General features: G+C 71.7%; 21 protein-coding genes. 12 read left to right on the forward strand and 9 right to left on the reverse strand.

The features are described 5' to 3' along the window. The first annotated feature begins 21 nt into the window (after positions 1-21). The 3 genes from dhaK (at position 22) to dhaM (ending at position 2143) form a co-directional block, all read left to right on the forward strand. Entirely contained in the window at positions 22-1014 is a 993-nt protein-coding gene (gene dhaK, locus NUT86_RS06930; RefSeq protein ID WP_274734152.1) for a dihydroxyacetone kinase subunit DhaK, read from the forward strand. Between the two features lie 98 nt (positions 1015-1112). After that, the gene (dhaL, locus tag NUT86_RS06935; RefSeq protein WP_093638991.1) at positions 1113-1709 is read left to right on the forward strand and encodes a dihydroxyacetone kinase subunit DhaL; all 597 of its coding nucleotides are present in this window, start codon (positions 1113-1115) and stop codon (positions 1707-1709) included. Beyond that, complete coding sequence (dhaM, locus tag NUT86_RS06940) at positions 1706-2143, forward strand: dihydroxyacetone kinase phosphoryl donor subunit DhaM (RefSeq protein ID WP_159489521.1); 438 nt, start codon at positions 1706-1708, stop codon at positions 2141-2143. The genes dhaL and dhaM overlap by 4 nt, the downstream gene beginning before the upstream one ends. Positions 2144-2174: 31 nt before the next feature. Here the strand turns inward: dhaM and NUT86_RS06945 are convergent, their stop codons facing one another. Next, positions 2175-2993, reverse strand: coding sequence for an SAM-dependent methyltransferase (locus NUT86_RS06945; RefSeq protein WP_266441211.1), 819 nt, complete (start codon positions 2991-2993; stop codon positions 2175-2177). Positions 2994-3375: 382 nt separating this feature from the next. Here NUT86_RS06945 and NUT86_RS06950 point away from each other — a divergent pair, with 382 nt between their 5' ends. After that, positions 3376-4776 (forward strand): sigma factor-like helix-turn-helix DNA-binding protein, encoded by a 1401-nt coding sequence (locus tag NUT86_RS06950; RefSeq protein ID WP_274734155.1) that lies wholly within the window; start codon positions 3376-3378, stop codon positions 4774-4776. 36 nt (positions 4777-4812) lie between these two features. On the opposite strand, the gene NUT86_RS06955 is transcribed toward NUT86_RS06950, so the two are convergent. Next, complete coding sequence (locus tag NUT86_RS06955) at positions 4813-5235, reverse strand: STAS domain-containing protein (protein ID WP_229838296.1); 423 nt, start codon at positions 5233-5235, stop codon at positions 4813-4815. A gap of 306 nt (positions 5236-5541) precedes the next feature. Here NUT86_RS06955 and NUT86_RS06960 point away from each other — a divergent pair, with 306 nt between their 5' ends. From NUT86_RS06960 to NUT86_RS06985, 6 genes are all read left to right on the forward strand, one after another. Next, positions 5542-6303 (forward strand): DeoR/GlpR family DNA-binding transcription regulator, encoded by a 762-nt coding sequence (locus NUT86_RS06960; RefSeq protein ID WP_018090765.1) that lies wholly within the window; start codon positions 5542-5544, stop codon positions 6301-6303. Positions 6304-6471: 168 nt separating this feature from the next. Continuing rightward, a complete protein-coding gene (locus tag NUT86_RS06965) occupies positions 6472-7887 on the forward strand; it encodes an ABC transporter substrate-binding protein (protein ID WP_446750753.1) in 1416 nt (471 codons plus the stop codon). After that, positions 7868-8851 carry a carbohydrate ABC transporter permease gene (locus tag NUT86_RS06970; protein ID WP_274734159.1) on the forward strand — a complete coding sequence of 328 codons (984 nt, stop codon included), beginning with the start codon at positions 7868-7870 and terminating at the stop codon, positions 8849-8851. The genes NUT86_RS06965 and NUT86_RS06970 overlap by 20 nt, the downstream gene beginning before the upstream one ends. After that, positions 8848-9723 carry a carbohydrate ABC transporter permease gene (locus tag NUT86_RS06975; RefSeq protein ID WP_274734161.1) on the forward strand — a complete coding sequence of 292 codons (876 nt, stop codon included), beginning with the start codon at positions 8848-8850 and terminating at the stop codon, positions 9721-9723. Before NUT86_RS06970 ends, NUT86_RS06975 begins: the two co-directional genes overlap by 4 nt. Continuing rightward, positions 9720-10712: a zinc-dependent alcohol dehydrogenase family protein gene (locus tag NUT86_RS06980; RefSeq protein WP_026169819.1), complete on the forward strand. Its 993-nt coding sequence runs from the start codon at positions 9720-9722 to the stop codon at positions 10710-10712. The genes NUT86_RS06975 and NUT86_RS06980 overlap by 4 nt, the downstream gene beginning before the upstream one ends. Before the next feature lie 124 nt (positions 10713-10836). Beyond that, entirely contained in the window at positions 10837-12312 is a 1476-nt protein-coding gene (locus NUT86_RS06985) for a membrane-associated oxidoreductase (RefSeq protein ID WP_274734164.1), read from the forward strand. A gap of 40 nt (positions 12313-12352) precedes the next feature. Here the strand turns inward: NUT86_RS06985 and NUT86_RS06990 are convergent, their stop codons facing one another. Continuing rightward, on the reverse strand, positions 12353-13801 hold the full coding sequence (locus NUT86_RS06990; protein ID WP_051104171.1) for a DHA2 family efflux MFS transporter permease subunit: 1449 nt from the start codon (positions 13799-13801) through the stop codon (positions 12353-12355). 23 nt (positions 13802-13824) lie between these two features. Here NUT86_RS06990 and NUT86_RS06995 point away from each other — a divergent pair, with 23 nt between their 5' ends. Then, a complete protein-coding gene (locus NUT86_RS06995) occupies positions 13825-14301 on the forward strand; it encodes a MerR family transcriptional regulator (protein WP_018090772.1) in 477 nt (158 codons plus the stop codon). Positions 14302-14324: 23 nt separating this feature from the next. Here NUT86_RS06995 and NUT86_RS07000 read toward each other — a convergent pair whose 3' ends face one another. From NUT86_RS07000 to NUT86_RS07020, 5 genes are all read right to left on the reverse strand, one after another. After that, on the reverse strand, positions 14325-15338 hold the full coding sequence (locus NUT86_RS07000) for a winged helix-turn-helix domain-containing protein (RefSeq protein ID WP_274734168.1): 1014 nt from the start codon (positions 15336-15338) through the stop codon (positions 14325-14327). A gap of 166 nt (positions 15339-15504) precedes the next feature. Beyond that, positions 15505-15978, reverse strand: a complete 474-nt coding sequence (locus NUT86_RS07005; protein ID WP_274734170.1) for an NUDIX domain-containing protein — start codon at positions 15976-15978, stop codon at positions 15505-15507. Positions 15979-15983: 5 nt separating this feature from the next. After that, on the reverse strand, positions 15984-17531 hold the full coding sequence (locus NUT86_RS07010) for an ATP-dependent DNA ligase (protein WP_274734172.1): 1548 nt from the start codon (positions 17529-17531) through the stop codon (positions 15984-15986). A gap of 69 nt (positions 17532-17600) precedes the next feature. Further along, on the reverse strand, positions 17601-18998 hold the full coding sequence (locus tag NUT86_RS07015) for an FAD-binding oxidoreductase (protein ID WP_274734174.1): 1398 nt from the start codon (positions 18996-18998) through the stop codon (positions 17601-17603). A 10-nt stretch (positions 18999-19008) separates the two neighbouring features. Next, the gene (locus tag NUT86_RS07020) at positions 19009-19995 is read right to left on the reverse strand and encodes an antibiotic biosynthesis monooxygenase (protein ID WP_229838297.1); all 987 of its coding nucleotides are present in this window, start codon (positions 19993-19995) and stop codon (positions 19009-19011) included. Between the two features lie 96 nt (positions 19996-20091). Between NUT86_RS07020 and NUT86_RS07025 the strand changes: the two genes are divergently transcribed. Then, entirely contained in the window at positions 20092-20658 is a 567-nt protein-coding gene (locus NUT86_RS07025; protein ID WP_026169823.1) for a nucleoside deaminase, read from the forward strand. A 109-nt stretch (positions 20659-20767) separates the two neighbouring features. Here NUT86_RS07025 and NUT86_RS07030 read toward each other — a convergent pair whose 3' ends face one another. Next, positions 20768-21820: a hypothetical protein gene (locus NUT86_RS07030; RefSeq protein WP_274734176.1), complete on the reverse strand. Its 1053-nt coding sequence runs from the start codon at positions 21818-21820 to the stop codon at positions 20768-20770. Between the last annotated feature and the right edge of the window lie 193 nt (positions 21821-22013).

The raw sequence follows: 22013 nt of genomic DNA on the forward strand, positions 1-22013 counted from the left end.
CCAGCTCACCAGGAGGTACCCATGAAGATGCTGATCAACGTTGCCGAAACCGTGGTCACAGATGCGCTGCGTGGGATGGCGGCGGCGCACCCGGAGCTGGTGGTCGATGCCGAGAACCGGGTGATCGTGCGGCGGGACGCGCCGGTGGCGGAGAAGGTGGCGCTGGTGTCGGGGGGTGGCAGTGGGCATGAGCCGCTGCACGGGGGGTTCGTCGGGCCCGGCATGCTGGATGCCGCCTGTCCGGGCGAGGTCTTCACCTCGCCGGTGCCCGATCAGATGGTGCGGGCCGCGGCGGCCGTGGACAGCGGTCATGGCGTGCTGTTCCTCGTGAAGAACTACACCGGGGACGTACTCAACTTCCAGATGGCGGCGGAGCTGGCGGAGGACGAGGGGGTGCAGGTGGCCAGTGTGCTCATCGATGACGATGTCGCGGTCACCGACTCGACGTTCACGGCGGGGCGGCGCGGCACCGGGGCGACGCTCTTCGTGGAGAAGATCGCCGGTGCAGCGGCCGAGGAAGGCATGCCGCTGGAGCGGGTGGAGGCGCTGGCCCGGCAGGTCGTGGCGTCGTCGCGGAGCTTCGGGGTGGCGCTGAGCGCCTGTACGACCCCGGCGAAGGGCAGCCCGACCTTCGATCTCCCCCCCGGGGAGCTGGAGTTGGGCGTCGGGATCCACGGCGAGCCGGGGCGGGAGCGCCGCGCGATGATGACCTCGCACGAGATCGCGGACTTCGCGGTGGACGCGATTCTGGAGGACCTGGACCCCAAGCTGCCGGTGCTGGTGCTGGTCAACGGCATGGGGGCGACACCGCTGCTGGAGCTGTACGGATTCAATGCGGAGGTCCGCCGGGTGCTCGACGAGCGGGGCGTGGCGGTGGCCCGTACGCTCGTCGGGAACTACGTGACGTCGCTGGACATGGCGGGCTGCTCGGTGACGCTGTGCCAGGTCGACGGGGAGCTGTTGCGGCTGTGGGACGCGCCGGTGCAGACGGCGGGGCTCCGCTGGGGACGGTGAGCGCTCCTCCGTACCCGTATCCCCTGTACATCCCCTGTCCCTGTCGCTTTTTACTCAGTGCTCCGAACAACCAAGGAGAGTAGTCCGTGTCCGAAACGGTGCTGGATGCCGCGTTCTTCGTACGCTGGATGACGGCGGCGGCCGCCGTCATCGACCGGGAGGCCGACCGGCTCACCGAGCTGGACTCCCCCATCGGTGACGCCGACCACGGAAGGAACATGCAGCGCGGCTTTGCGGCCGTGGTCAAGGTGCTGGAGACGGAGCCGCCGGCGACGCCCGGTGCCGTGCTGATCGCCGCCGGACGGCAGTTGATCTCCAGTGTGGGCGGGGCCTCCGGCCCGCTCTACGGAACGCTGCTGCGGCGCGCCGGCAAGACGCTGGGCGAGGCGCCGCAGGTCTCGGTGGAGGAGCTGCGCGCCGCGCTGGCCGCCGGGGTGACCGCGGTGGGTCAGCTCGGCGGCTCGGCGCCGGGTGACAAGACGATGCTCGACGCGCTGACGCCCGGCGTCGCGGCACTGAGCGCCTCCTTCGACGCGGCGGCCACGGCCTCCGAGGAGGGTGCGCTGGCGACCGTACCGATGCAGGCCAGGAAGGGCCGGGCGAGCTATCTGGGGGAACGCAGCATCGGGCATCAGGATCCGGGCGCGACCTCCTCGGCGCTGCTGTTCGCGGCACTCGCGGAGGTGGCGAAGTGAGCGCACAGACGGCGGGCGGTACGGCCGGCGGGAGCGCGCCGGTCGGGGTGGTGCTGGTCTCGCACAGCGGGCCGGTCGCGGAGTCGGTGGCGACGCTGGCGGTCGGGCTGGCCGGGGGCGGTGACACGGTGCCGGTGGCCGCCGCGGGCGGCACCCCGGACGGCGGTCTCGGTACGAGTGCGGAGCTGATCTCCGAGGCGGCGCGGACGGTGGACCGTGGTGCGGGGGTGGCGATCCTGGTCGACCTGGGCAGCGCCGTGCTGACCGTCAAGGCGCTGATCGCCGAGGGGGACGAACTCCCCGAGGGCGCACGGCTGGTGGACGCGCCGTTCGTGGAGGGTGCGGTGGCCGCCGTGGTCACCGCGTCGGCCGGGGCGGATCTGGACGCGGTCGCGGCGGCGGCCGGGGAGGCGTACGGCTACCGCAAGGAGTGAGGGACACCGCGCGAGAGGCCGCCGGCCCCGCTCAGGGTTTGCGGGCGACGCCCGCGTAACAGGCGGCCTCCGCGTCGGTGACATGGGTGGCGTCCTCGGGGCGGTCGGGGCGCCACTGGTGGGAGAGCGTGACGCCCGGTTCCAGCAGCTCCCAGCCGTCGAAGAAGCGCAGGACCTCGGCGCGGGAGCGGAACTGGAGCCGGGTGCCCGCATCGCCGTAGATCTTGATGATCTTCTGCATCGCCTCGGGGCTGAAGTCCGGTGTCGCATGGCTCAACGCCAGGGCGCTGCCGCTGGGCAGCGCGGCCTTGAGGGTCTCGACGATGGTGTGGGCGCGGTCCTGGCCGTCGTCGGGGACGAAGTGCATCAGCGCGTTCAGACTGAGCGCGACCGGGCGGGTCAGGTCGAGGGTGTCGAGGAGCTGGGGCGCGGTGAGGATGCCCTCGGGGTCGTTGACGTCGGCCTGGACGTATGCCGTACGGCCCTCGGCGGTGCCGATCAGCAGGGCCGCGGCGTGCGCGAGGACGATCGGGTCGTTGTCGGTGTAGACGACCCGGGCGTCGGGGGCGACGTCCTGGGCGATGTCATGGAGGTTCGGCGGGGTGGGGATGCCGGTGCCGATGTCGAGGAACTGCCGCAGACCGGAGGCGGCGAGGGCACGGGTGGCGCGGTGCATGAACTCACGGTTGATGCGGGCGGCGACCAGCGCGGCGGGGAAGACGCCCAGCACGCTTCCGGCGGCCATCCGGTCGGCCAGGAAGTTGGTCTTGCCGCCCAGGAAGTAGTCATAGATCCGGGACGAGTGGGCCCGGTCCAGCCGTAGGTCCACCACGGAATCGTGCTCGCTCATCGTGCGCAGCCTCCCCAATACGGCATCCGCCCGGCGCCTCCCCAGCGCACCATGATGCCCGTTCCATGTGCCGCGCGCGCCCCGGGCAGCGCATCAAACACCGTCGCACGCCCGGCCGTTGGAGAGCACCGCCCCGTATGTCCCGGGTCGTGCCGGAGCGCACCCGGTGAGGTCATGACGGAGGGGCATGCCGGTGTCATGGGCGGTCACATGCCACTGTCATGCGTAGTCATATGAATACGCAGCGGCAGATTTTTGCCTCACCGATGCCACAAAAGGGCACACTTTCCGGTTCATTGGAGGGTGAGGGCAACCGCTCTCCCGCTGCCGCCGGCGTCTCGGCGCCCGGCTCGGTGCACGGCAAACGGAACGAGGACGGCTCGTGAGTGCAGACCGGGACCGACCGCCACCGGCGTGCGCTCCGGCGCATGTCCGTACCGCGGAGTTAGGCCCACTCCCCCGCTGTGCGCTCCCGGAGCCCGCACCGGACCCGTTCGACCGCCAGCTGTCGATCACCTTCGAGGCGTTCCTGGCCACACATGCGCGGAAGTGGCTGACCTACGCCTATCTGCACACGGGCAGCGAGGCCGCGGCCCGTGAGGTGACCCGGGCGGCGTACGGGCAGCTCGGCCGGCTGTGGCCGCATGCGCTGCGGCAGGCGTCGGTGGAGGCGTACGCCTGGTCGGTCCTCAAGGAACGTGTCGTGGAGTGGCTGTACGACCACCACCAGCCCACCGCGCTCACCGAAACCGCCGCCTTCGCCGTCGTCACCCATGCCCTGCTGCGGGAGTGCCAGCAGCAATTCGCCATGCTGGAGAGCCAGTTGGGGCTGTACGCGGCCATCGCCCGGCTGCCGGAGCGGCAGTGCGACGTGATTGTGCTGCGCCATGTCATCGGATACAGCGACGCACAGATCGGCTCGCTGCTCGGCGTCGACGAAGTCACCGTCCGCTCCTACGCGAGCCGCGGCAAGCGCAAGCTCGCCGCCGCGCTCGGCATCGATCAGGGGAATACAAGGGGGAACCTGACCATGTGGCACACCCGTCCCGCCGACCGCCGGGAGACCGTCGAGACGCTGCTCAGCGCGGCCGCGGCGGTGTCCGGCATCGATGACCTGGCCGGATTCTGCGACCTCGATGACGCGGGGGCGCTCAGCGGCCTCGGCGCGTCCCTGCACACGGGGGCCAGGGCCGCGGGCGGCCCGCCGACGGCGGTGCGGCCGGTCCGGGCCGACCAGGGCGCGCCCAGCACCTATCCCAGCGCCCGCGACGAGGCCACCCATGAGCTCCAGTTGGCGTGTGCGCTGGTCGTCAATGCCGCGGCGGCAGCGGCGAGCCTGGAACGGCTGGTCGACGACCATCACATCGACCCCGAGGGCGCGCTGGTCTTCGCCTGTCTGCTGCACATCACCGGGCGCACCGACGCGGCGCACTTCTGGTGGCACTTCGGTGCCGGCGCCGGCAGCCGGACGGCCGCCTACTGCCTGTATCTCTCGCACCGCCGCAACGGCGAGTACCGCGACGCCGCCTACTGGCGCGAGCAGGCCGCCCACGCGCCGGACGAGGAGCGCCGCTCGGTGGCCGCGTTCGACGAGAAGCAGCTGCTGCCGGACGCGGCGCGGCACAACCTCCTGGTCCAGTGGCACAGCGGGCTCGCCCCGACCCTGCCGGCCGTTCTGGAGAATGTGATCAACCGTCTCGTCGTGGACAGCGACGACGAGGATTTCGGTGAGATCCCCCGCCCCTCGCCCACCCTCGTCCAGGACCTCGGCCGGGCCGAGTAACCACACCCACCTGTCCGGCCGGCCGATCCGCCGGCCTCAGGATTCGTCCTTCTCCGCGGACGGATCGTCCACCGCGGGCGGCCACGCCGGGCGGCTGGCGTCGGGGACCGCGGTCAGCGCATGGCCGACGGTGGGGTAGCAGGAGAAGACGTTGAGGGACTGGGTGCCGATCAGCAGCCGCAGCATCCGGACGCCGAGCGAGGCCAGCAGGAGCCTGCCCTCCAGGCGCCGGCAGAGCCATTCCAGGGCGAGCAGGCAGCTCAGCCCCCGCGAGTCACAGAAGCGCAGCGCGGTCAGATCGAGCACCAGAAAGCGGTGGCCGGCCGAGACCACCGACCGTGCCTCGGCGAGAAAGGCCTGCTCAGTGCGGAGGTCCAGCTCTCCGCTCACCCGCAGTACCGCGCACTCTTCCGCCTGCACGATCGCAGTGACCGCCAACGACCGCATCTCCGAGCTCATGCCGTCCAGACTAAGCGCCGCCGTCGGCTGCACCACCGCGGTGTCCCGCCGGCGCACAACGGGCCGCCCCGGACGCCACCCCGGCCCGCCGCGCCCGTACGGACCCTCCCCACGTGCCGTACGGGCACCCGTTCGTGCGTGCGCCAAGCTGACAGGGCCCTGAAGCGGGCAGAAACGGGCAGGTTTTTTGCTGTTACGGGCAGCCTTTCGTGCCGCTCCGATTGCTATAAACCTGATGCGGGCGGAAACGGGCAGCTCCGTGACCGAACGCAGACCGAAGCACACAGAAAGCGGCAGGAGTGAGCCATGAGGGCCGAGGAACGCCAACAACGCATCCTCGCGCTCGCCCGGCAGTCCGGCCGGGTCGAGGTCGCCGAGGCCGCGTCGGAGTTCGGGGTCGCCCGCGAGACCGTCCGGCGCGATCTGAGCGAGCTGGAGCGCCGGGGCCTGGTCCGGCGTACGCACGGCGCGGCGTATCCGGTCGAGAGCGCCGGGTTCGAGACCACGCTGGCCCGGCGGGAAACCCTGCAGGTCGACGAGAAGCGCCGGATCGCGGCGGCCGCCGCGGCGCTGGTCGGCGAGGCCGAGACGGTGTTCGTCGACGAGGGCTACACCCCTGAGCTGGTCGCCACGCTGCTGCCCACCGACCGCCCGCTGACCGTGATCACCGCATCGCTGCGGACCGCCTCGCTGGTCGCGGCCTCCGAATCGACCACCGTCCTGCTGGCCGGCGGCCGGGTCCGCTCCGGGACCCAGGCGACGGTCGGGTCCTGGGCCCGCGACATGCTCGCCCGCTTCGTGATCGACCTGGCGTTCCTGGGGGCGAACGGCGTCTCCCGGGAGCACGGGCTGACCACCCCGGATCCGGCGGTCGCCGAGGTGAAGGAGCAGGCCGTCCGCTCCTCACGGCGGCGGGTGCTGGTCGGGGTGCACAGTAAGTTCGGCGCCAGCAGCTTCTGCCGGTTCGCCGAGGTACGTGATTTCGACACGATCGTCACCGACGCGGGGTTGTCCGCACCGGAGGCGCATCGCTACTCGCTCCTGGGGCCGCAGGTGCTCCGGGTCTGACCGCGGCCGGGGCCGCCGGACGACCGGCCCCGCACCACGGCACCACATCCCCCACAGCAGACCGTCGAAGGCCGGGCCCGCACCGCCGGCCGTCGGACGGTTCCCGGGCGTACCCGCGGAACGGCGCCGTACGCCCTGGAACCGCCGCTTGTGCGGCATTCGCCGGACATGCACGTCCTTCTTGTCCCCAGAAAGGTACGAGCCGTGAGAGCACGCCCCCCCGGACCAGGCCGCGGCGGCCGCCCCCTAGGGCTGACCGCCCTCGCCGTGGCCCTGGCCCTGTCCACCACCGGCTGCTACCGCGGCGCCGGTGACGCGGGCAACGAGAGCCGCCACAGCATCAACGTCCTGATGGTCAACAACCCGCAGATGGTGGATCTGCAGCGGCTCACCGCCGAGCACTTCACCAAGGAGACCGGCATCAAGGTCAACTTCACCGTGCTGCCGGAGGACGATCTGCGCGACAAGATGAGCCAGGACTTCTCCAGCCAGGCCGGGCAGTACGACGTGGCGAGCGTCAGCAACTACGAGACGCCCATCTACGCCCGCAACGGCTGGCTGACCGAGCTGGGCACCCGTGCCGCCAAGGACCGCGGGTTCGACCAGGGCGACATCCTCCCCCCGGTCCGCTCCTCCCTCACGGCCGCCGACGGCAAGATCTACGCACAGCCCTTCTACGGCGAGTCCTCGTTCCTGATGTACCGCAAGGACCTCCTCAAGGAGGCCGGGCTGACCGTGCCCGCACGGCCCACCTGGCACCAAGTGGCCGCCCTGGCAGCCAAGTTGGACGGCTTCCGCAAGGGCATGAAGGGGATCTGTCTGCGCGGCCAGCCGGGCTGGGGACAGCTGGCCGCCCCGCTGTCCACCGTCGTCAACACCTTCGGCGGGACATGGTTCACCAAGGACTGGCAGCCGAAGGTCGACAGCCCGGAGTTCACCCGGGCCGCCCGGTTCTATGTCGACCTGGTCCGCAAGCACGGTGAGGCGGGCGCCCCGCAGGCCGGCTACACCGAGTGCCTCAACGACATGCAGCAGGGCAAGGTCGCCATGTGGTACGACGCGACGGCCGGTGCCGGTTCGCTGGAGAGCGCCGAGTCCAAGGTCGCGGGCAAGGTCGGTTACGCACCGGCGCCGGTGGAGCGGACCCGTGACGCGGGCTGGCTCTACACCTGGGCGTGGGGCGTACAGAAGGCCAGTAAGCACCAGGACGCGGCGTGGAAGTTCATCCGCTGGGCCTCGGGCAAGGACTACGAGCGGCTGGTGGGCCGCGAGCTGGGCTGGTCGAAGGTGCCCGGCGGGAAGCGGGCCTCCCTCTACCGCGATCCGGCCTACGCCAAGGCGTCCGGGGCGTTCGCCGGCCCGACCGAGCGGGCGATCCGCTCGGCCCGGCCCGGCGACCCCGGCGTACAGCCGCGCCCGGCGCCCGGCATCCAGTTCGTCGGCATCCCCGAGTTCGCCGACCTGGGCACCAAGGTCTCCCACGAGATCAGCTCGGCCATCGCCGGGAAGCAGAGCGTGTCCGAGGCCCTGAGGAACAGCCGGCGACCGGCGCAGGAGGTGTCCGATGCCTATACGGACCACTGAGACGGCCCCCGCGACCGAGGTGAGGGCCGTGCCCCGCGGCGGCAGCCCCGCGGCCCGCGCCCGCCGCACCGAGCGGGCGAAGAACTGGGCCCGCCGCGCCCCGCTGCTTCCCGCGCTGGTCTTCCTGATCATCGTCACCCAGCTCCCGTTCGTGGCGACCGTGGTGATCTCCTTCACCCGCTGGAACGCGCTGGCCCCCGAGAACCGCGGTTTCGCCGCCCTCGACAACTACCGGGCCGTCTTCACCGATCCGGCGATGCGGGCCTCGGTGGGCACGACGGTGCTGCTGACCGTGACCGTGGTGCTGGTCAGCCTGCTGCTCGGGCTGGTTCTGGCGCTGCTGCTCGACCGTGGTTTCCGCGGCCGCGGCATCGTCCGCACGCTGCTCATCACGCCGTTCCTGGTCGTCCCCGTCGCCTCCGCACTGTTGTGGAAGCATGCGCTGTACAACGCCTCGTACGGGCTGCTCAACGGCTCGCTGACGTGGATCTGGCGGCTGTTCGGCAGCGATGACCCACCGCAGCCGGACTGGATGACCGATTCGCCGCTGGCCGCGGTGGAGGTGTCGCTGATCTGGCAGTGGACACCGTTCATGATGCTGATCCTGCTGGCGGGGCTGCAGAGCCGGGCGACGGACGCCATCGAGGCGGCCCGGATGGACGGCGCCTCCGCCTTCGACATCTTCCGCTATCTGACCCTGCCGCATCTGCGCCGCTACCTCGAACTGGCCGCGCTGCTGGGCACGGTGTACGTCGTGCAGAACTTCGACGCGGTGTTCACCATCACGTCCGGCGGCCTCGGCACGGCCAACCTTCCGTACACCATTTACCAGACCTTCTACCAGGCCCATGACTACGGACGGGCGTCCGCGCAGGGCGTCGTCGTGGTGCTGTGCTCGCTGCTGGTGGCGACCTTCGCGCTGCGCACCGTCTCGTCCCTGCTGCGCGAGGAGGTCACCCGATGAACCGCACTCCCCTGGCCCCGCGCCGCCCCGGCTCCCCCGCCGCTCGGCGCCGGCGCCGCACCGGCAGCCTGCTGGGCCTGGCCGCCTGGCTGTGCGGGATCGGCTTCTTCCTGCCCGTCGCCTGGATGGTGCTGACGTCCTTCCACAGCGAGACGGACGCGGCGACCAACCCGCCGAGCGTCGGCGCCGGGCTGAGTCTGCACGGCTACCGCGAGTTCTTCGGCGAGGGCAGCGGTGTCAGCCCCTGGCCGCCGCTGATCAACTCGCTGACCGCCTCCGTCGTCGCCACGCTGCTGGTGCTGCTGCTGGCGGTGCCCGCCGCCTACGCCCTCGCCATCAAGCCGGTACGGAAATGGAGCGACGTCCTCTTCTTCTTCCTGTCCACGAAGATGCTGCCGCTGGTGGCCGGGCTGCTGCCGATCTACCTCGTCGCGCAGAACACCGGGATGCTGGACAGCATCTGGCTGCTGGTCCTCCTCTACACCTCGATGAATCTGCCGATCGCGGTGTGGATGATGCGCTCGTTCCTCGCCGAGGTCCCGGTGGAGATGCTGGAGGCCGCCTCGATCGACGGTGCCGGGCTGACCACCACTCTGACCCGGATCGTGGCACCCGTCGCCATGCCGGGCATCGCGGCCACGGCCCTGATCTCCTTCATCTTCAGCTGGAACGAGCTGCTGTTCGCCCGGGTACTGACCGGCATCGTGGCCGGCACCTCGCCGGTGTTCCTGACCGGACTCGTGACCAGCCAGGGCCTGTTCCTGGCAAAGGTGTGCGCCGCCGCCACCGTCATCTCCCTTCCGGTGATCGTCGCCGGATTCGCCGCCCAGGACAAACTCGTCCAGGGCCTGTCGCTTGGAGCCGTGAAATGAAAGCCGCAGTGATCAGCGCCCCCGGCACGGTCGAGGTCGCCACCGTCGAGGACCCGACGCCCGGACCCCGCGAGGTCGTGGTCTCCGTCGCCGCCTGCGGGCTGTGCGGCACCGATCTGCACATCCTCCAGGGCGAGTTCGCGCCCACCCTGCCCGTCGTTCCCGGGCATGAGTTCGCCGGTACGGTCGTGGCGACCGGCAGTGCCGTCACCGAGCTCGCCGAGGGCGACCGGGTGGCCGTCGACCCCTCGCTCTACTGCTTCGAGTGCCACTACTGCCGCATCGGCCGCAACAACCTCTGTGAGCGCTGGGCAGCCATCGGGGTGACCACGGCGGGCGGAGCCGCCGAGTTCGCCGTCGCCCCCGTCGGGAACTGCGTCAAGCTGCCCGATCACATCCGTACCGAGGACGCGGCGCTGATCGAGCCGCTCTCCTGCGCGGTGCGCGGCTACGACATCCTGCGCTCCCAGCAGCTGGGCACCCGGGTCCTCATCTACGGCTCGGGCACGATGGGCCTGATGATGCTCGAACTCGCCAAGCGCACCGGTGCGGCCGGTGTCGATGTCGTCGACATCAACCCGCAGCGGCTGGCCACCGCCCGCACCCTGGGGTGCAGCGCCGCGGCCGGTTCCGCCGACGAGCTGGACCGCCCGCGCGGCTGGGACGTGGTCATCGACGCCACCGGCAACGAGCGCGCGATCCAGGACGCCCTGGGGCGGGTCGGCAAGGGCGGCACCTTCCTCCAGTTCGGCGTCGCCGACTACGCCGCCCGCGCCACCATCGAGCCCTACCGCATCTACAACCAGGAGATCACCATCACCGGCTCGATGGCCGTACTGCACAGCTATGAACGCGCCACGGAACTCTTCGCGGCGGGCGCCCTGGACCCGGAGGTCTTCATCAGCGACCGGCTCCCGCTGGACCACTACGCGGAGGCGCTGGGCCGCTTCCGGGCGGGCGAGGGGCGGAAGATCCTGGTACGGCCGTGAACCGGGCCCGGGGCGGGTGCGCAAGGCCCGCCCCGGGCCGACTCCATGGAGGCGCAGGGAAAGCAAGGCCCGCCGCACAGCTCTTGGTTGACAGTTCGTACACCCGCGCGACAGCATCCGGCCGGTGGAGATCACCGAGCTGACCCCAGCGGAACGCCGTGTCTGGCAGGCGTTCCCCCTCGGCGAGGGCGTCGACTTCCGGGAGAACGCCGACGAGGACGCCGCCACCGGCGCCGGCTGGGGCCCCGAGCGGACCGTGCGCGCCGCGGTGCTCCGGGTACTGCTGCTCAACGGGCCGTCACGGGACGGCGAGGTAGCGGGGCTGAAGCTGTGGGGCGCCCGCATCACCGGGGAGCTGAACCTCAAGTACGGCAGGGTCGAGCACCCGGTGCGGCTGCGGTCCTGCTACTTCGAGGAGACCCCCGATCTGTACGGCGCGCTGCTGCGCATCCTGGCGCTGAACGACTCGGTCCTGCCGGGGCTCACGGCCGGACACCTCCATGTCGACGGAGTGCTGCGCCTCACCTGTTGCCGTGTCAAGGGGCCGGTGCGGCTGGCCGGGGCGCGGATATCCGGTGCGGTCTTCGCGAACGGGGCCCACTTCGGCGATCCGGCCGCCACGGAGCCGCCCGAGGAACCCGTTCTCCAGCTGAACCACGCCGACATCAGCACCGACCTCTGGGCTCCCGGCCTGGTCACCCACGGCCGGATCCGGCTGAACGGCGCCACCGTCGGCGGACAGGTCACGCTCGACGACGCGCGGCTCAACGCCCCCGGCGGTCACGCGCTGGAGGCCGAGACCCTCGGCGTCGGCACCGACGTGCACGCGATGCGGCTGCGGGCCCACGGCCGGGTCGACCTGCGCGGTGCCCGGATCGGTGGCCAGCTCAACCTCGCCTATGCCGCCCTCGCCAACCCGGGCGGGGTCGCGTTACGCGTCAGCAGCTGCGTCGCGGGCGAGATGTGGCTGCGCGAGGCGAAGCCCGTGGTGGGCACGGTCAATCTGCGCCGCGCCCAGTTCGACGTCCTGTACGTCCCGCCGGAGGTCTGGCCGGACGAGGTCAAGCTCGACCGGCTCACCTACGGCTCGCTGCTCCCGCACCTTCCCGCCGAGGAACGGCTCCCGGTGCTGGAGCGCGAGCGCGCGGGCTATGTGTCGTACTCGTACGAGCAGCTCGCCGGCGCATACCGCACGGCCGGGGACGAAGCCGCCGCACGCACCGTCCAGCTGGCCAAACTCCGCCGCCACCGCCGCACCCTGCCCTGGTACGCCAAGGTCTGGGGTCACCTTCAGGACGCCACGGTCGGCTACGGCTTCCGTCCCATGCGGGCCGCCGGCTGGCTGCTGGCCCTGTTGCTCACCGGCGCCCTCGCCTTCGCCCTGCACCCTCCGCGCCCGCTGAAGACCGACGAGGCCCCCGACTTCAACCCCTTCTTCTACACCCTCGATCTGCTGATGCCGATCATCGGCTTCGGACAGGAGGGGGCCTTCACACCACGGGGCTGGTACCAGTGGCTCTCGTATCTGCTGGTCGTCACGGGCTGGACGCTGGCCACGACGATCGCGACGGGCATCACCCGCTCCCTGGCCCGCCAGTAGCGGGGTGTCCCCACCCGCGCCGCCCCGCGCAACTCCCGCCTCACGGATGGGGATCGGCCCATGTGCCCGCGCGTTCGGCCGTGGCGCGTGCCCACCGGCTGGAGCTGATCACAGCGAGGACGATGATGCCCGCGCCGAGTACGACGAGCATCCACCACACACGATGCGCCGCGCCCGTGAACGCCGTTCCGCCCTGGGCGATCTGCGGGCCGATGAGGGTCCCGGAGATCGCGACGCCCAGTGTGGTGCCGGTCTGGCGACCGGTGGAGGCCAGCGAGCCGGCCAGCCCGGCCATCGAGCGGGGCATCCCGGAGATCGCCGCGTTGGTGATCGGCGGGTTGACCGCGCCGAGGAAGACACCGAACACCAGGTGTACCGCCAGCACGGCCGGCAGGGGGGTCTCCGGGCCGAGCCCCAGCGACATGCCGCCGCCGAGGGCCAGCGCCATCCCTGCCACCACCAGCGGTATCAGGGGACCGCGCGCGCCGACCGCGCGCCCGGTGAGCGGCGCCACCACCAGGACCGGCAGCCCGACCGGGAGCAGGCACAGCCCGGCCGCCACCGGGGACAGGCCGCGCACATCCTGAAGGTACTGGGTGGTCACGAACAGGAACGCGCCGAAGCCGCACAGGGCGAACAGCGCCATCACGATCGCGGAGCTGAACGGCACACTGCGGAAGAGGCGCAGTTCCAGGAGCGGGTCGGCGCGGCGCGGTTCATATCCGAGGAGGCCCGCCACGCCGAGCGCGGCGACGGCGAGCAGCCCGATGATGACCGGCGAGGTCCAGCCGAGCGCGCTGGACTCGATGATCGCGTAGACGACGCAGCCCAGGACCAGGACCATCAGTACCTGCCCGACGGGGTCGAACCGGCGGGCCCGTTCGGCACGGGACTCGGGTACGAACAGCGCGGCGCACACGATCGCCACGGCCACGATCGGGACGTTGATCCAGAAGACCGACCGCCAGCCGAGGGCGTCGACCAGCCCACCGCCGAGGACCGGTCCCAGCGCCAGCGCCAGTCCGGACATCGAGGCGAAGACCCCGATGGCCCGTGCCCGTTCGGCGGCACCGGTGAACGTGGTCGCGACGATCGCCATGGCCACCGGGTTGAGCATGGTCCCGCCGACTGCTTGCAGGGCACGCGCCGCGATCAGCCAGCCGATGTCCGGCGCCAGTCCGCACAGCACCGACCCGAGGCCGAAGGCCGCGAGACCGGCCTGGAAGACCCGCCGCCGGCCGACCCGGTCGGCGGTGGCTCCGGCCAGGACGAGGAACGCGGCCAGCACCAGGGTGTAGGCGTCGACCGCCCACTGGCGGCCGGATTCGGAGGCGTGCAGGTCGCGGCCCATGCTGGGAAGCGCGACATTGACGATGGAGATGTCCATCACCACGACCACGATGCTCACGCAGCAGATCGCGAGCACCAGGGATTTGCGGCGCGGGCTCAGTCCGGCAGCCGCGGCGGGGGAAAGCACGGGTGAACTCATGGTCCGACGCTAGGATTTAGAGCGTGCTCGAAATCAAGCAGCACTCAGCATCGGGTGCCACCGAACCGAAGGCGCGCACCGGGACGGTGCCCGCGGAAGGCGTAACCATCGCCGAGGCGGCCCGCCGCACCGGGGTGAGCGCCCACACGCTCCGGTACTACGAGCGTGCCGGCCTGGTCGTCAGCCCGGTCGACCGTACGAGCGGCGGGCGCCGCCGGTACCACGAGCTCGACCTCAAGTGGATCGTCATCTGCACCAAGCTGCGCGCCACCGGCATGCCCATCAGGGGCATCCGCCGGTACGCCGAACTGGTCGCCGCCGGACCGGGCAACGAGGCGGAACGGCTCGCCCTCATGGAAGCCCACCGCGCCGACGTCCTGGCCAAGCTGGCGGAGACGCAGGAGAACCTGAAGATGATCGACCACAAGATCGAGAAGTACCGGGGCAGCATGGCCGCGGGCGACGCCGGCCGGCTCTGGGCACCCGTCAGCCCCCCTTGAGCGGCGCGCTGCCCCGGCACCTCTCAATTCGGCAGGCGTACGGGGGCGAGTTCACCGTGCAGCAGCGCCGTGCCGAGCGGGGTGAGGGCGTGGATGACCGATCCGCCGTCGCGCCGGCTGCGGGCGAGGTTGGCCTCGCGCAGTGCGCTCACGTGCTCGCTGGCCGAGGGGGCGGAGACCCTTAAGCGGCGGGCCAGTTCGCCCGTGGTGGTCGGCGCGTCGAGCGCGGCGAGGATACGGGCCCTGGTGCGGCCGAGGAGGGCGGACAGCGCCTGCGGATGACAGCTGCGGGTGGTGGCCGGTGCCCAGGCCGTGGAGTGTTCCACGGGGTAGACCAGGACCGGCGGCAGGCCGGGGTCGGCGAGGGCGATGGGTCTGCGCCAGCAGAAGTGGGAGGGGATCAGCCGCAGCCCCCGCCCGCCCAGCCGCAGATCGCGGTCCTGGGGATAGTCGACGTACAGCACCGGCGGCTCCCAACGGAGCGCGGGGCGGAGGCTGTTGAGCATGCCGTCGACACCGCCCCGGCAGAGGGCGCGGGCGCGGGCGCCGCGGTCGGAGTCGACCGTGGCGGCCGCCTCCGTCCAGTCGGGGGCTATCACCGCGCGGTGCACCTCCTCCAGCGCGCGGGCCAGTTCGTCGAGCGGCTCCCGGCTCCCGGCGGCCAGCGCGGCGGCCCAGCGCGGGAGCCGGTCGGGCAGCGCGGCCCGGGCGGATTCCGCGGTCAGCCGGACCGGGGAGGTCTCCCGCAGCGCCGCCAGCCCGGCGGCCAGCCCGTCGCGGGCCGCGTCGGGGGTGAGGAAGTCCGGGAAGTAGCGGGCATCGGCCGGGGCCAGCGCGCTGATCAGCCGGGCGGCGCGGGACAGTCCCCGGGCGTCCAGTTCGCGGCGGGCCCGGGCGCGCCAGGCGCCGTACACCGGTACCCCGCGCGCCGCCGGTGCGACATGGTGCAGGGCGAGCACCGTTTCCCACAGTGGATCGGGTGCGTCGGCTATCTGTACCCGCGCGATATCCCGGTCTTCGAAGTGAATGCGCAACATGCGGCCCCCGCGGCATGCTCATGACCCTGTCGCCAGGGCCCCCCGTTCGGGACCTGGTCGGACGGCCCCGCCGCCAGACTGCCGGGTGTGGAACGGAGGTGTCCAGGGTGAGTTGTGGCGTGCCGCCCGCGGGGTGGTGAAGCCGGGGAGTGCGAGGCGCCCGCGGTCAGCCCCCGGTCGCGAGCCGGTCCGCCAGCCGCTCCAGGAACACCCGCTGGCCCGTCACCAGCCGCGCTCGCGCCTCCTCCGGGCCCCACCAGGCCACCCGGTCGATCTCCGGGAAGGTGCCGACCACCCCGGACCCGCGCGGCCACTCCATCTCGAAGGTGCCGGGCACCACCCGCTCCGGATCGAGATCGCTCTCGACGGCCCAGACCGTCACCACCTTGCCGCCCGACTGGCGGGCCTCGCCCAGCGGGAGACAGCGCCCTTCGGGAGGCGGGATGCCCAGCTCCTCCTCGAACTCCCGCCGGGCCGCGTCCCAGGCTTCCTCGGGTGGTACGTACTCGCCCTTGGGCACCGACCACGCCCCCGCCTCCCGCCGCTCCCACAACGGCCCGCCCATGTGCGCCAGGAGCACCTCGACACCGCTCGCCGTGCCCCGGTACAGCAGCAGTCCGGCACTGCGTTTCCCGGCCATGGCGGTTACGACGCCCCGCCGTCGTGCGCGGAGAGCACCGTCTCGACGGTGTCCGCCTCGGCCGCCGTCTTGTCCTCCCGGTAGCGCACCACCCGCGCGAAGCGCAGGGTCACGCCCGCCGGGTAGCGCGAGGAGGTCTGCAGCCCGTCGTAGGCGATCTCGACGACGAGTTCCGGACGCACCGTCACGACATGGCCGTTGTCCGCCACCGCGAGTTCCCGCAGCCGCTCGGTCTGCCAGCCGAGGGTGGCGTCGGTGAGCCCCTTGAAGGTCTTGCCCAGCATGACGAAGCCGCCGTCCGGTGCCCGCGCCCCGAGGTGGAGGTTGGAAAGCTTCCCGGTGCGCCGGCCGTGTCCCCACTCCGCGGCCAGCACCACAAGGTCCAAGATGTGCACGGGTTTGACCTTCAGCCAGGCGGCGCCGCGGCGGCCCGCGCTGTAGGGAGCGTCCAGCGCCTTGACCACGACGCCCTCGTGCCCCCGGCGCAGGGTCTCGGCCCAGAATTCCTCCGCGGCCGCGCGGGCGGCGGCGTCGGCCGGGTCGCCGACCACCTGGCGGCGCACCCGCAACGGTTCGGGAACCAGCCGGGCCAGCTCCGTATGCCGCTGCTCGCCGGGGAGTTCCAGCAGGTCGCGGCCGTCGACCGACAGCACGTCGAAGAAGACCGGGGACAGCGGCAGCGCGGCCCGCGCCGCGGAGACGTCCACCCGCGAGCCGAACCGCCCCGCGATCCGCTGGAACGGCAGGGGCCGGCCCGCGCCGTCCAGGCCGATCACCTCGCCGTCGAGGATGAAGCGGGTGGCGGGCAGGTCCCGGGCGACCGCGGTGATCTCGGGGAGCCGGTCGGTGACCTCGTCCAGGGTGCGGGTGTGGATCCGGACGTCCGGGCCGTCGCGGTGCACCTGGACCCGGATGCCGTCGAGCTTCTCCTCCACCGCACAGGCGCCGAGCCGGTCGACGGCCTCGGCCACCGACTTGGCGCTGTGCGCCAGCATCGGTCCGACGGGCCGGCCGACGGTGAGCCGGAACTCCGCGAGCGCCGGCGGCCCCTCGGCGAGCAGCGCCCGCGCCACGTCCGGCAGCGATCCCGCCAGCATCACGGCCCGCCGGACGTCCGCCGCGGGCACCTCGGTCGCGGCGGCGAGCCCTTCGGCCGCGATGGCGTCCAGCGCGCCCTGCCGCACCTCGCCGGTGAGCAGACCGGTCAGGAAGCGCTGCTCCTCCGCCGTCGCCGCGGCCAGCAGCTCCCGGACGCGTGCACGCCGCCCGGCCTGCGCCCCGGCCCCGGAGACCCGCGCCAGGCCGGTCAGCGCGGTATCCACGTCACGTACGGTCAGCGTGGCGCGGTCCGCGGCCGGCACCGGCTCGCGCAGCACGCTCCAGCCGATCCCGATCCGCCCCTGGGGCAGCCGTCCGGCGAGATGCGGGATGACCACGGGGACGTCCTCGGGCGCCGCGGCCCGGAACAGCCCGGCCAGCAGCGCGATCTTCCGCGAACGCGCCGAGGTCGCGGCGACGTCGGCCGACACCTGTGCGAGATGCGCCAGCAGCATAGGGCCATGGTGCCCCCGCGGCGCCGTCCCCGCTTGCCCGGGCGGCAAACCTGCGCCCCGGCCGCCCCGTCACGGGGCGAGGTAGGAATGGAAGAGGTTTTCCGGGTCCCACTGCGCCTTGATCTCCTGGAGGCGGTCCCAGGTGGCGGGGGCGTAGGAGCGCCGGGCCCGTGCGGGGCCGGCCTCCAGGTCCGTCTCGGCGATGTAGCGGCAGCCGTCGCCCCGCGGGTCCGCGGCGGCCATGGCGTCCCGCAGCCAGCGCGCATTGTCCTGGTCCCCGGCCGGGTCGTCCCAGATCGCGTAACACACGAGGTAGGACTCGCCGAGCGGGGCGAAGGCCATGTTCCGCAGCAGTGCGGGTTCCTGGGAGACCGGCTGTACGGGCGAGAGCACCAGGGACTTCCCGGAGGGGGCGTGGGCGACCGCGTCGGCGATCCGGGTCAGCTGGGTGGCGTGGCTCTCCGGCGACCAGAGGTTGTCCGCCGCATACCGGTGTGCGGGGGGCCAGATCGCCGCCGCGCCCTCGTGCAGGGCGGCGAAGGACACCGGAACGGGCGGCCGCCGGGTGACGGCGCAGGCACCGAAGGGGCAGTCGGCGAACGGCTCCAGCGCCTGCCGCGCCTCCCGTTCCGTCGCGGCGAACGCGGTGGCGGCGACCGTGATCCGGGGTCCCCGCGGAGCACTTTCGGTCGGCGGTCCGGAGGACGCGAGGACGAAGGCGGTTTCGACGTACGGCGGGAGGCGGCGGGCGAGCGGCTCCGCCCACTCCGTCACCCGGCTGACCTCGTCCAGCGGGAAGGTGAGGCCGGTCGCCATGATCGAGGCGGGGTGGGGGTGCAGGGCGAGGCGGAAGCCGGTGACGGCCGCGCAGAAACCCGGCCCGGCGCCCCGGGCGGCCCAGAAGAGTTCGGGGTACTCGGTGTCGCTGCAGATGACCGTCCGCCCGTCGGCGGTGACGGCCCGGATCTCCCGCACGTCGGCACAGGACGCCCCCCATGCACGGGAGTTCCAGCCGAGGCCGCCGCTGAGCAGGAAACCGCCGACCGCCACGGTGGGGCAGTGGCCGACGGGGAAGGCCAGGTCCTGCGGGGTGAGGGCCGCGACCAGGTCCTGACCGGTGGCGGCGGGCCCCACCGTGGCGGTCGGCGGCTCGCTGCCGTGCGCGGGCGTGATGGCGCACTGCCGGAGCCCGGAGAGGTCGAGCAGCAGGCCCCCGTCGCGCAGTGGTGCACCGGACCAGTTGTGCCCGCCGGAGCGCAGCGAGACCCGCAGGCCCTGGGCGCGGGCCCAGGTGAGGGCGTGCACCACATCCGCTTCCGTGGCGGCCCGCACGAGGACGTCGGGGAAGCGCCGGGGCGTGACCTCGTTCCACACCGCGCCGGTCCGGGCGTCCTCGTAGCCGGGATCGCCCCGCCGGATCAGCGTGCCCTCGATGTCCGCCGCAACTGCCGCTCCCCGTGGGCGCATCGGGCCCTCCTCACCAGATCTGGCCGGTGATCATGCCGAAGACGCCGATGAACACCAGATAGCAGAACACCACCAGCGCGATGCCCAGCACCTGCGCCCGACGGGTGCGGACCCGGGCGGGCACCAGCCAGAAGGCGAACACCCGGTTCACCGTGGGCATCAGCAGCCAGGTCAGCGCGCTGACGCTCAGCACATTGGAGAGGAACAGGCCGATGTACTCCCGGATTTCGAGTTTCTCCAGTCCGTATCCCACGGTCAGGTTGAGCACCATCACCGTCGGATAGAGCGCCAGCAGAACGGTCATCGCCTGTTTCCAGTTGGGCGGCGCGCTCCGGTCCTCTCCGTGATCGAAGCGGAACCAGCCACTGAACGACGAACCGACCTTGCGCACGTCGTAGGAGGTGAAATATCTGCTCCCCTCCTCCAACAGCTTCTTGCGCACGTCGGAGCCGAGCCAGTTGTCGAGGTACTCACGCGACTCGAACCGGAAGACGACAACCCAGTTCTCCTGGACGCCCGCCACCGGCGCGAACAGCTCGGAGCCCATAAAGCCCGGTGCCTTCTCCTGCTCCCCGAGCGTTTTCTCCTGCCAGTTGAGAAAGCCCTCTTCACAGCCCGGCTTCACCTCGTGGGAGATCACGGCCGTGACCACCTGGGGGGCCGGCTGGGCGGGACTGCCGCCCTGGAGCACCTCCTGCGTCGGCGGACCCTCGAAGAGTTCGTGGGCCTCGTCCAGCAACTCCTGCCGCCGGTCCGAATTCAGCCATGCGGTCAAGTAATCCATGGCGGAAAAGCGGAAAACGGCCACCCATTCGTTGGCCTCACCGGCGCCGGGCGGATAAACCTCGGCACCCACAAAACCCTCGAATTCGCGGGCCGCCGCATTCGTCCTGTCCTGCCAGCGCTGGTACTCGTCGGCCCGGCCTTCGCGCACCTTCTGCGAGGTCACGACGGTGGCGTTGAGGGCCGTGGAATCACGGCTTGCACGGGCACTCACATCGAGTAGCCTAGTACATAAGGGAATTACGGGGCAAATTGGGCATTTATTTCAGTCCGTTCCGCAGAGGAATCGATGCCGATCGGAGAGTCCGTGATGGAAGACAAAGAACTCCTCGCAGAGGCCGTACGGCTGGCCACGGAATCCGTGGAGAACGGCTGGGGCGGCCCGTTCGGCGCGGTGATCACCCGCAACGGGGACATCCTCGCCCGTGGGCAGAACCGCGTTCTGCTGACCGGCGACCCCACCGCCCACGCCGAGATGGAGACCATCAGCAAAGCCATCCAGGTCCTCAACCCTGAGGCTCCGACCATCGCCGTGGAGCATCAGAACGAGAGCACACTGGAGTACGTCCCCCGGCCCGAAGGGTCACCGGACCCGGTGGCGGAGCGCGCCCGTATGCTCCAGGGCTGCTCGATCTACATCAGCGGTGCCCCCTGCCCGATGTGCATGAGCGCCATCTACTGGTCACGGATAGACGCGGTGTACTACAGCTGCGACCTGGCGGACACCGCGCGGATCGGCTTCGATGACACGTTCCAGTACGAGGACTTCCAGCGGCCGCTCGACGAGCGACGGATCAAGATCGCACAGATCTACCCCGAGTTGGGCGCCAGTGCCTATGCGGCGTGGACCAACCGGCCGGACAGGCACGCGTACTGACGACGGATCACCGGCCGCCGCACCTGCGGGCAGACCGGTGTCCGTCGCGCGGCGGACCGCTGCCCCGCCCAGCGCCTGAGCCGTCAGGAACGCAAGCGTTCCGGGCGGCTCACTCGTACATCACATACTCCGGCTGCGGCCGGAGGGCCAGCACCTCCTTCGGCGTCATGAGGCGACTGCCCTCGGCGTCCTCCTCGTAGAAGAGCTTGAAACCGGTGTGCAGGCCGTCGGGCAGGTCGTCGACCAGCTTGTGCCAGGTTCCGCGCTTCAGGCCGGGCGAGCCGATGCCGTCGGCGCTCTTGATCAGCGCCACACCGGGCTGGGGGCGCAGTGCCGACTGCTTGCTCACGACGGACGTGGCGACCTGGTGGAAGACCAGCGGCTTCTGCGGCAGATCGTGCGCCTCGACCAGCCCGGACAGATAGCGGGCGACCTCGGTCAGCTCATGGCCGTCGGTGTGCCCGTAGGTGTCGCCCGGCACCTCGCCGCGCCCCATCTCCCATTCCGGGTCGAGGGCGATCCCCACGTCCGGGTGGACGAGCCAGTCACGCAGCGCCTTGACCTCGTCGAGCACCCTGGCACGGCCCGGCTGGATGTTCAGCAGCAGCAGCCCGCGGCGGTCGCGCGCCACCCGGTGGAAGCGGCGGATGGTGGCGTCGGGCGTCCGTGAGCGGTACATGCCGTCCGGTCCTGCCGAGGAGTTGGCGACCGTCGCCAGGAGTTCGAGCGCCGGCAGCGGTTCCCGCCCCGCGGCGTAGGAGTGCGCCACCTTCTCCGCCTCGGCGGCCCGCCGCTTGGGGTCGCCGGTCCCGAGCCGGCCGAGCGCCGCGGCGCCGGGCAGGCCACAGAACCCGACCAGCCGGTACCGCGGGAACAGTTCCCGTCCCCCACGCGGGAGTTCGGGACGGCGTCGCTTCGTCGGGCGGCCCGAGGGCGCGGAGCCGGACGGGCCCGAAGGGGAGGACGACCCCGGCCCGCCGGGTGGTGAGGCCCTGGACGCGGAGTCGGCGCGCGAGGACGTGCCCGCGCAGGCCGTGAGCAGTCCGAGCCCGGCCGCTGTCGAGGCCGCGAGCAGCTGACGCCGGCTCGTGTGCGGCACCCTCGCGGGGCGGCCGCCCGCCGCCCCGGTCCTGCGTATCTCCGCGTCGGTTCGCCCTGGCATCTTGTCCACCACACTGCCTCCGTCCCCCGGCATCCGGCCGCCGGCCGGACACCGGTTGTCGTACGGACCGGTCCTGTCCGTGCAGTGCGCATCTCCAGACCCTCCGCGGCAAAACCCTGGGTGGTAACGATCAAGCCAGGTTGACCTCGCCGCTCGTCGGTATGTCACGCCCGTACGCCATCGTCTGTACGTC

The organism is Streptomyces sp. G7(2002), assembly GCF_028870195.1.
GTDB lineage: Bacteria > Actinomycetota > Actinomycetes > Streptomycetales > Streptomycetaceae > Streptomyces > Streptomyces nigrescens.

Bases quoted from the DNA above. Each gene is read 5' to 3' on its own strand.
- NUT86_RS06955 (WP_229838296.1), bottom strand. From the start codon at position 5,235: ATGAGCTCGGAGATGCGGTCGTTGGCGGTCACTGCGATCGTGCAGGCG.
- NUT86_RS07005 (WP_274734170.1), bottom strand. From the start codon at position 15,978: ATGGCCGGGAAACGCAGTGCCGGACTGCTGCTGTACCGGGGCACGGCG.
- NUT86_RS06945 (WP_266441211.1), bottom strand. From the start codon at position 2,993: ATGAGCGAGCACGATTCCGTGGTGGACCTACGGCTGGACCGGGCCCAC.
- NUT86_RS06970 (WP_274734159.1), top strand. From the start codon at position 7,868: ATGCCTATACGGACCACTGAGACGGCCCCCGCGACCGAGGTGAGGGCC.
- dhaK (WP_274734152.1), top strand. From the start codon at position 22: ATGAAGATGCTGATCAACGTTGCCGAAACCGTGGTCACAGATGCGCTG.
- NUT86_RS07030 (WP_274734176.1), bottom strand. From the start codon at position 21,820: ATGCCAGGGCGAACCGACGCGGAGATACGCAGGACCGGGGCGGCGGGC.
- NUT86_RS07025 (WP_026169823.1), top strand. From the start codon at position 20,092: ATGGAAGACAAAGAACTCCTCGCAGAGGCCGTACGGCTGGCCACGGAA.
- NUT86_RS07000 (WP_274734168.1), bottom strand. From the start codon at position 15,338: ATGTTGCGCATTCACTTCGAAGACCGGGATATCGCGCGGGTACAGATA.
- NUT86_RS06980 (WP_026169819.1), top strand. From the start codon at position 9,720: ATGAAAGCCGCAGTGATCAGCGCCCCCGGCACGGTCGAGGTCGCCACC.
- NUT86_RS06990 (WP_051104171.1), bottom strand. From the start codon at position 13,801: ATGAGTTCACCCGTGCTTTCCCCCGCCGCGGCTGCCGGACTGAGCCCG.
- NUT86_RS07015 (WP_274734174.1), bottom strand. From the start codon at position 18,998: ATGCGCCCACGGGGAGCGGCAGTTGCGGCGGACATCGAGGGCACGCTG.
- NUT86_RS06965 (WP_446750753.1), top strand. From the start codon at position 6,472: ATGCACGTCCTTCTTGTCCCCAGAAAGGTACGAGCCGTGAGAGCACGC.
- NUT86_RS06975 (WP_274734161.1), top strand. From the start codon at position 8,848: ATGAACCGCACTCCCCTGGCCCCGCGCCGCCCCGGCTCCCCCGCCGCT.
- NUT86_RS06960 (WP_018090765.1), top strand. From the start codon at position 5,542: ATGAGGGCCGAGGAACGCCAACAACGCATCCTCGCGCTCGCCCGGCAG.
- NUT86_RS07010 (WP_274734172.1), bottom strand. From the start codon at position 17,531: ATGCTGCTGGCGCATCTCGCACAGGTGTCGGCCGACGTCGCCGCGACC.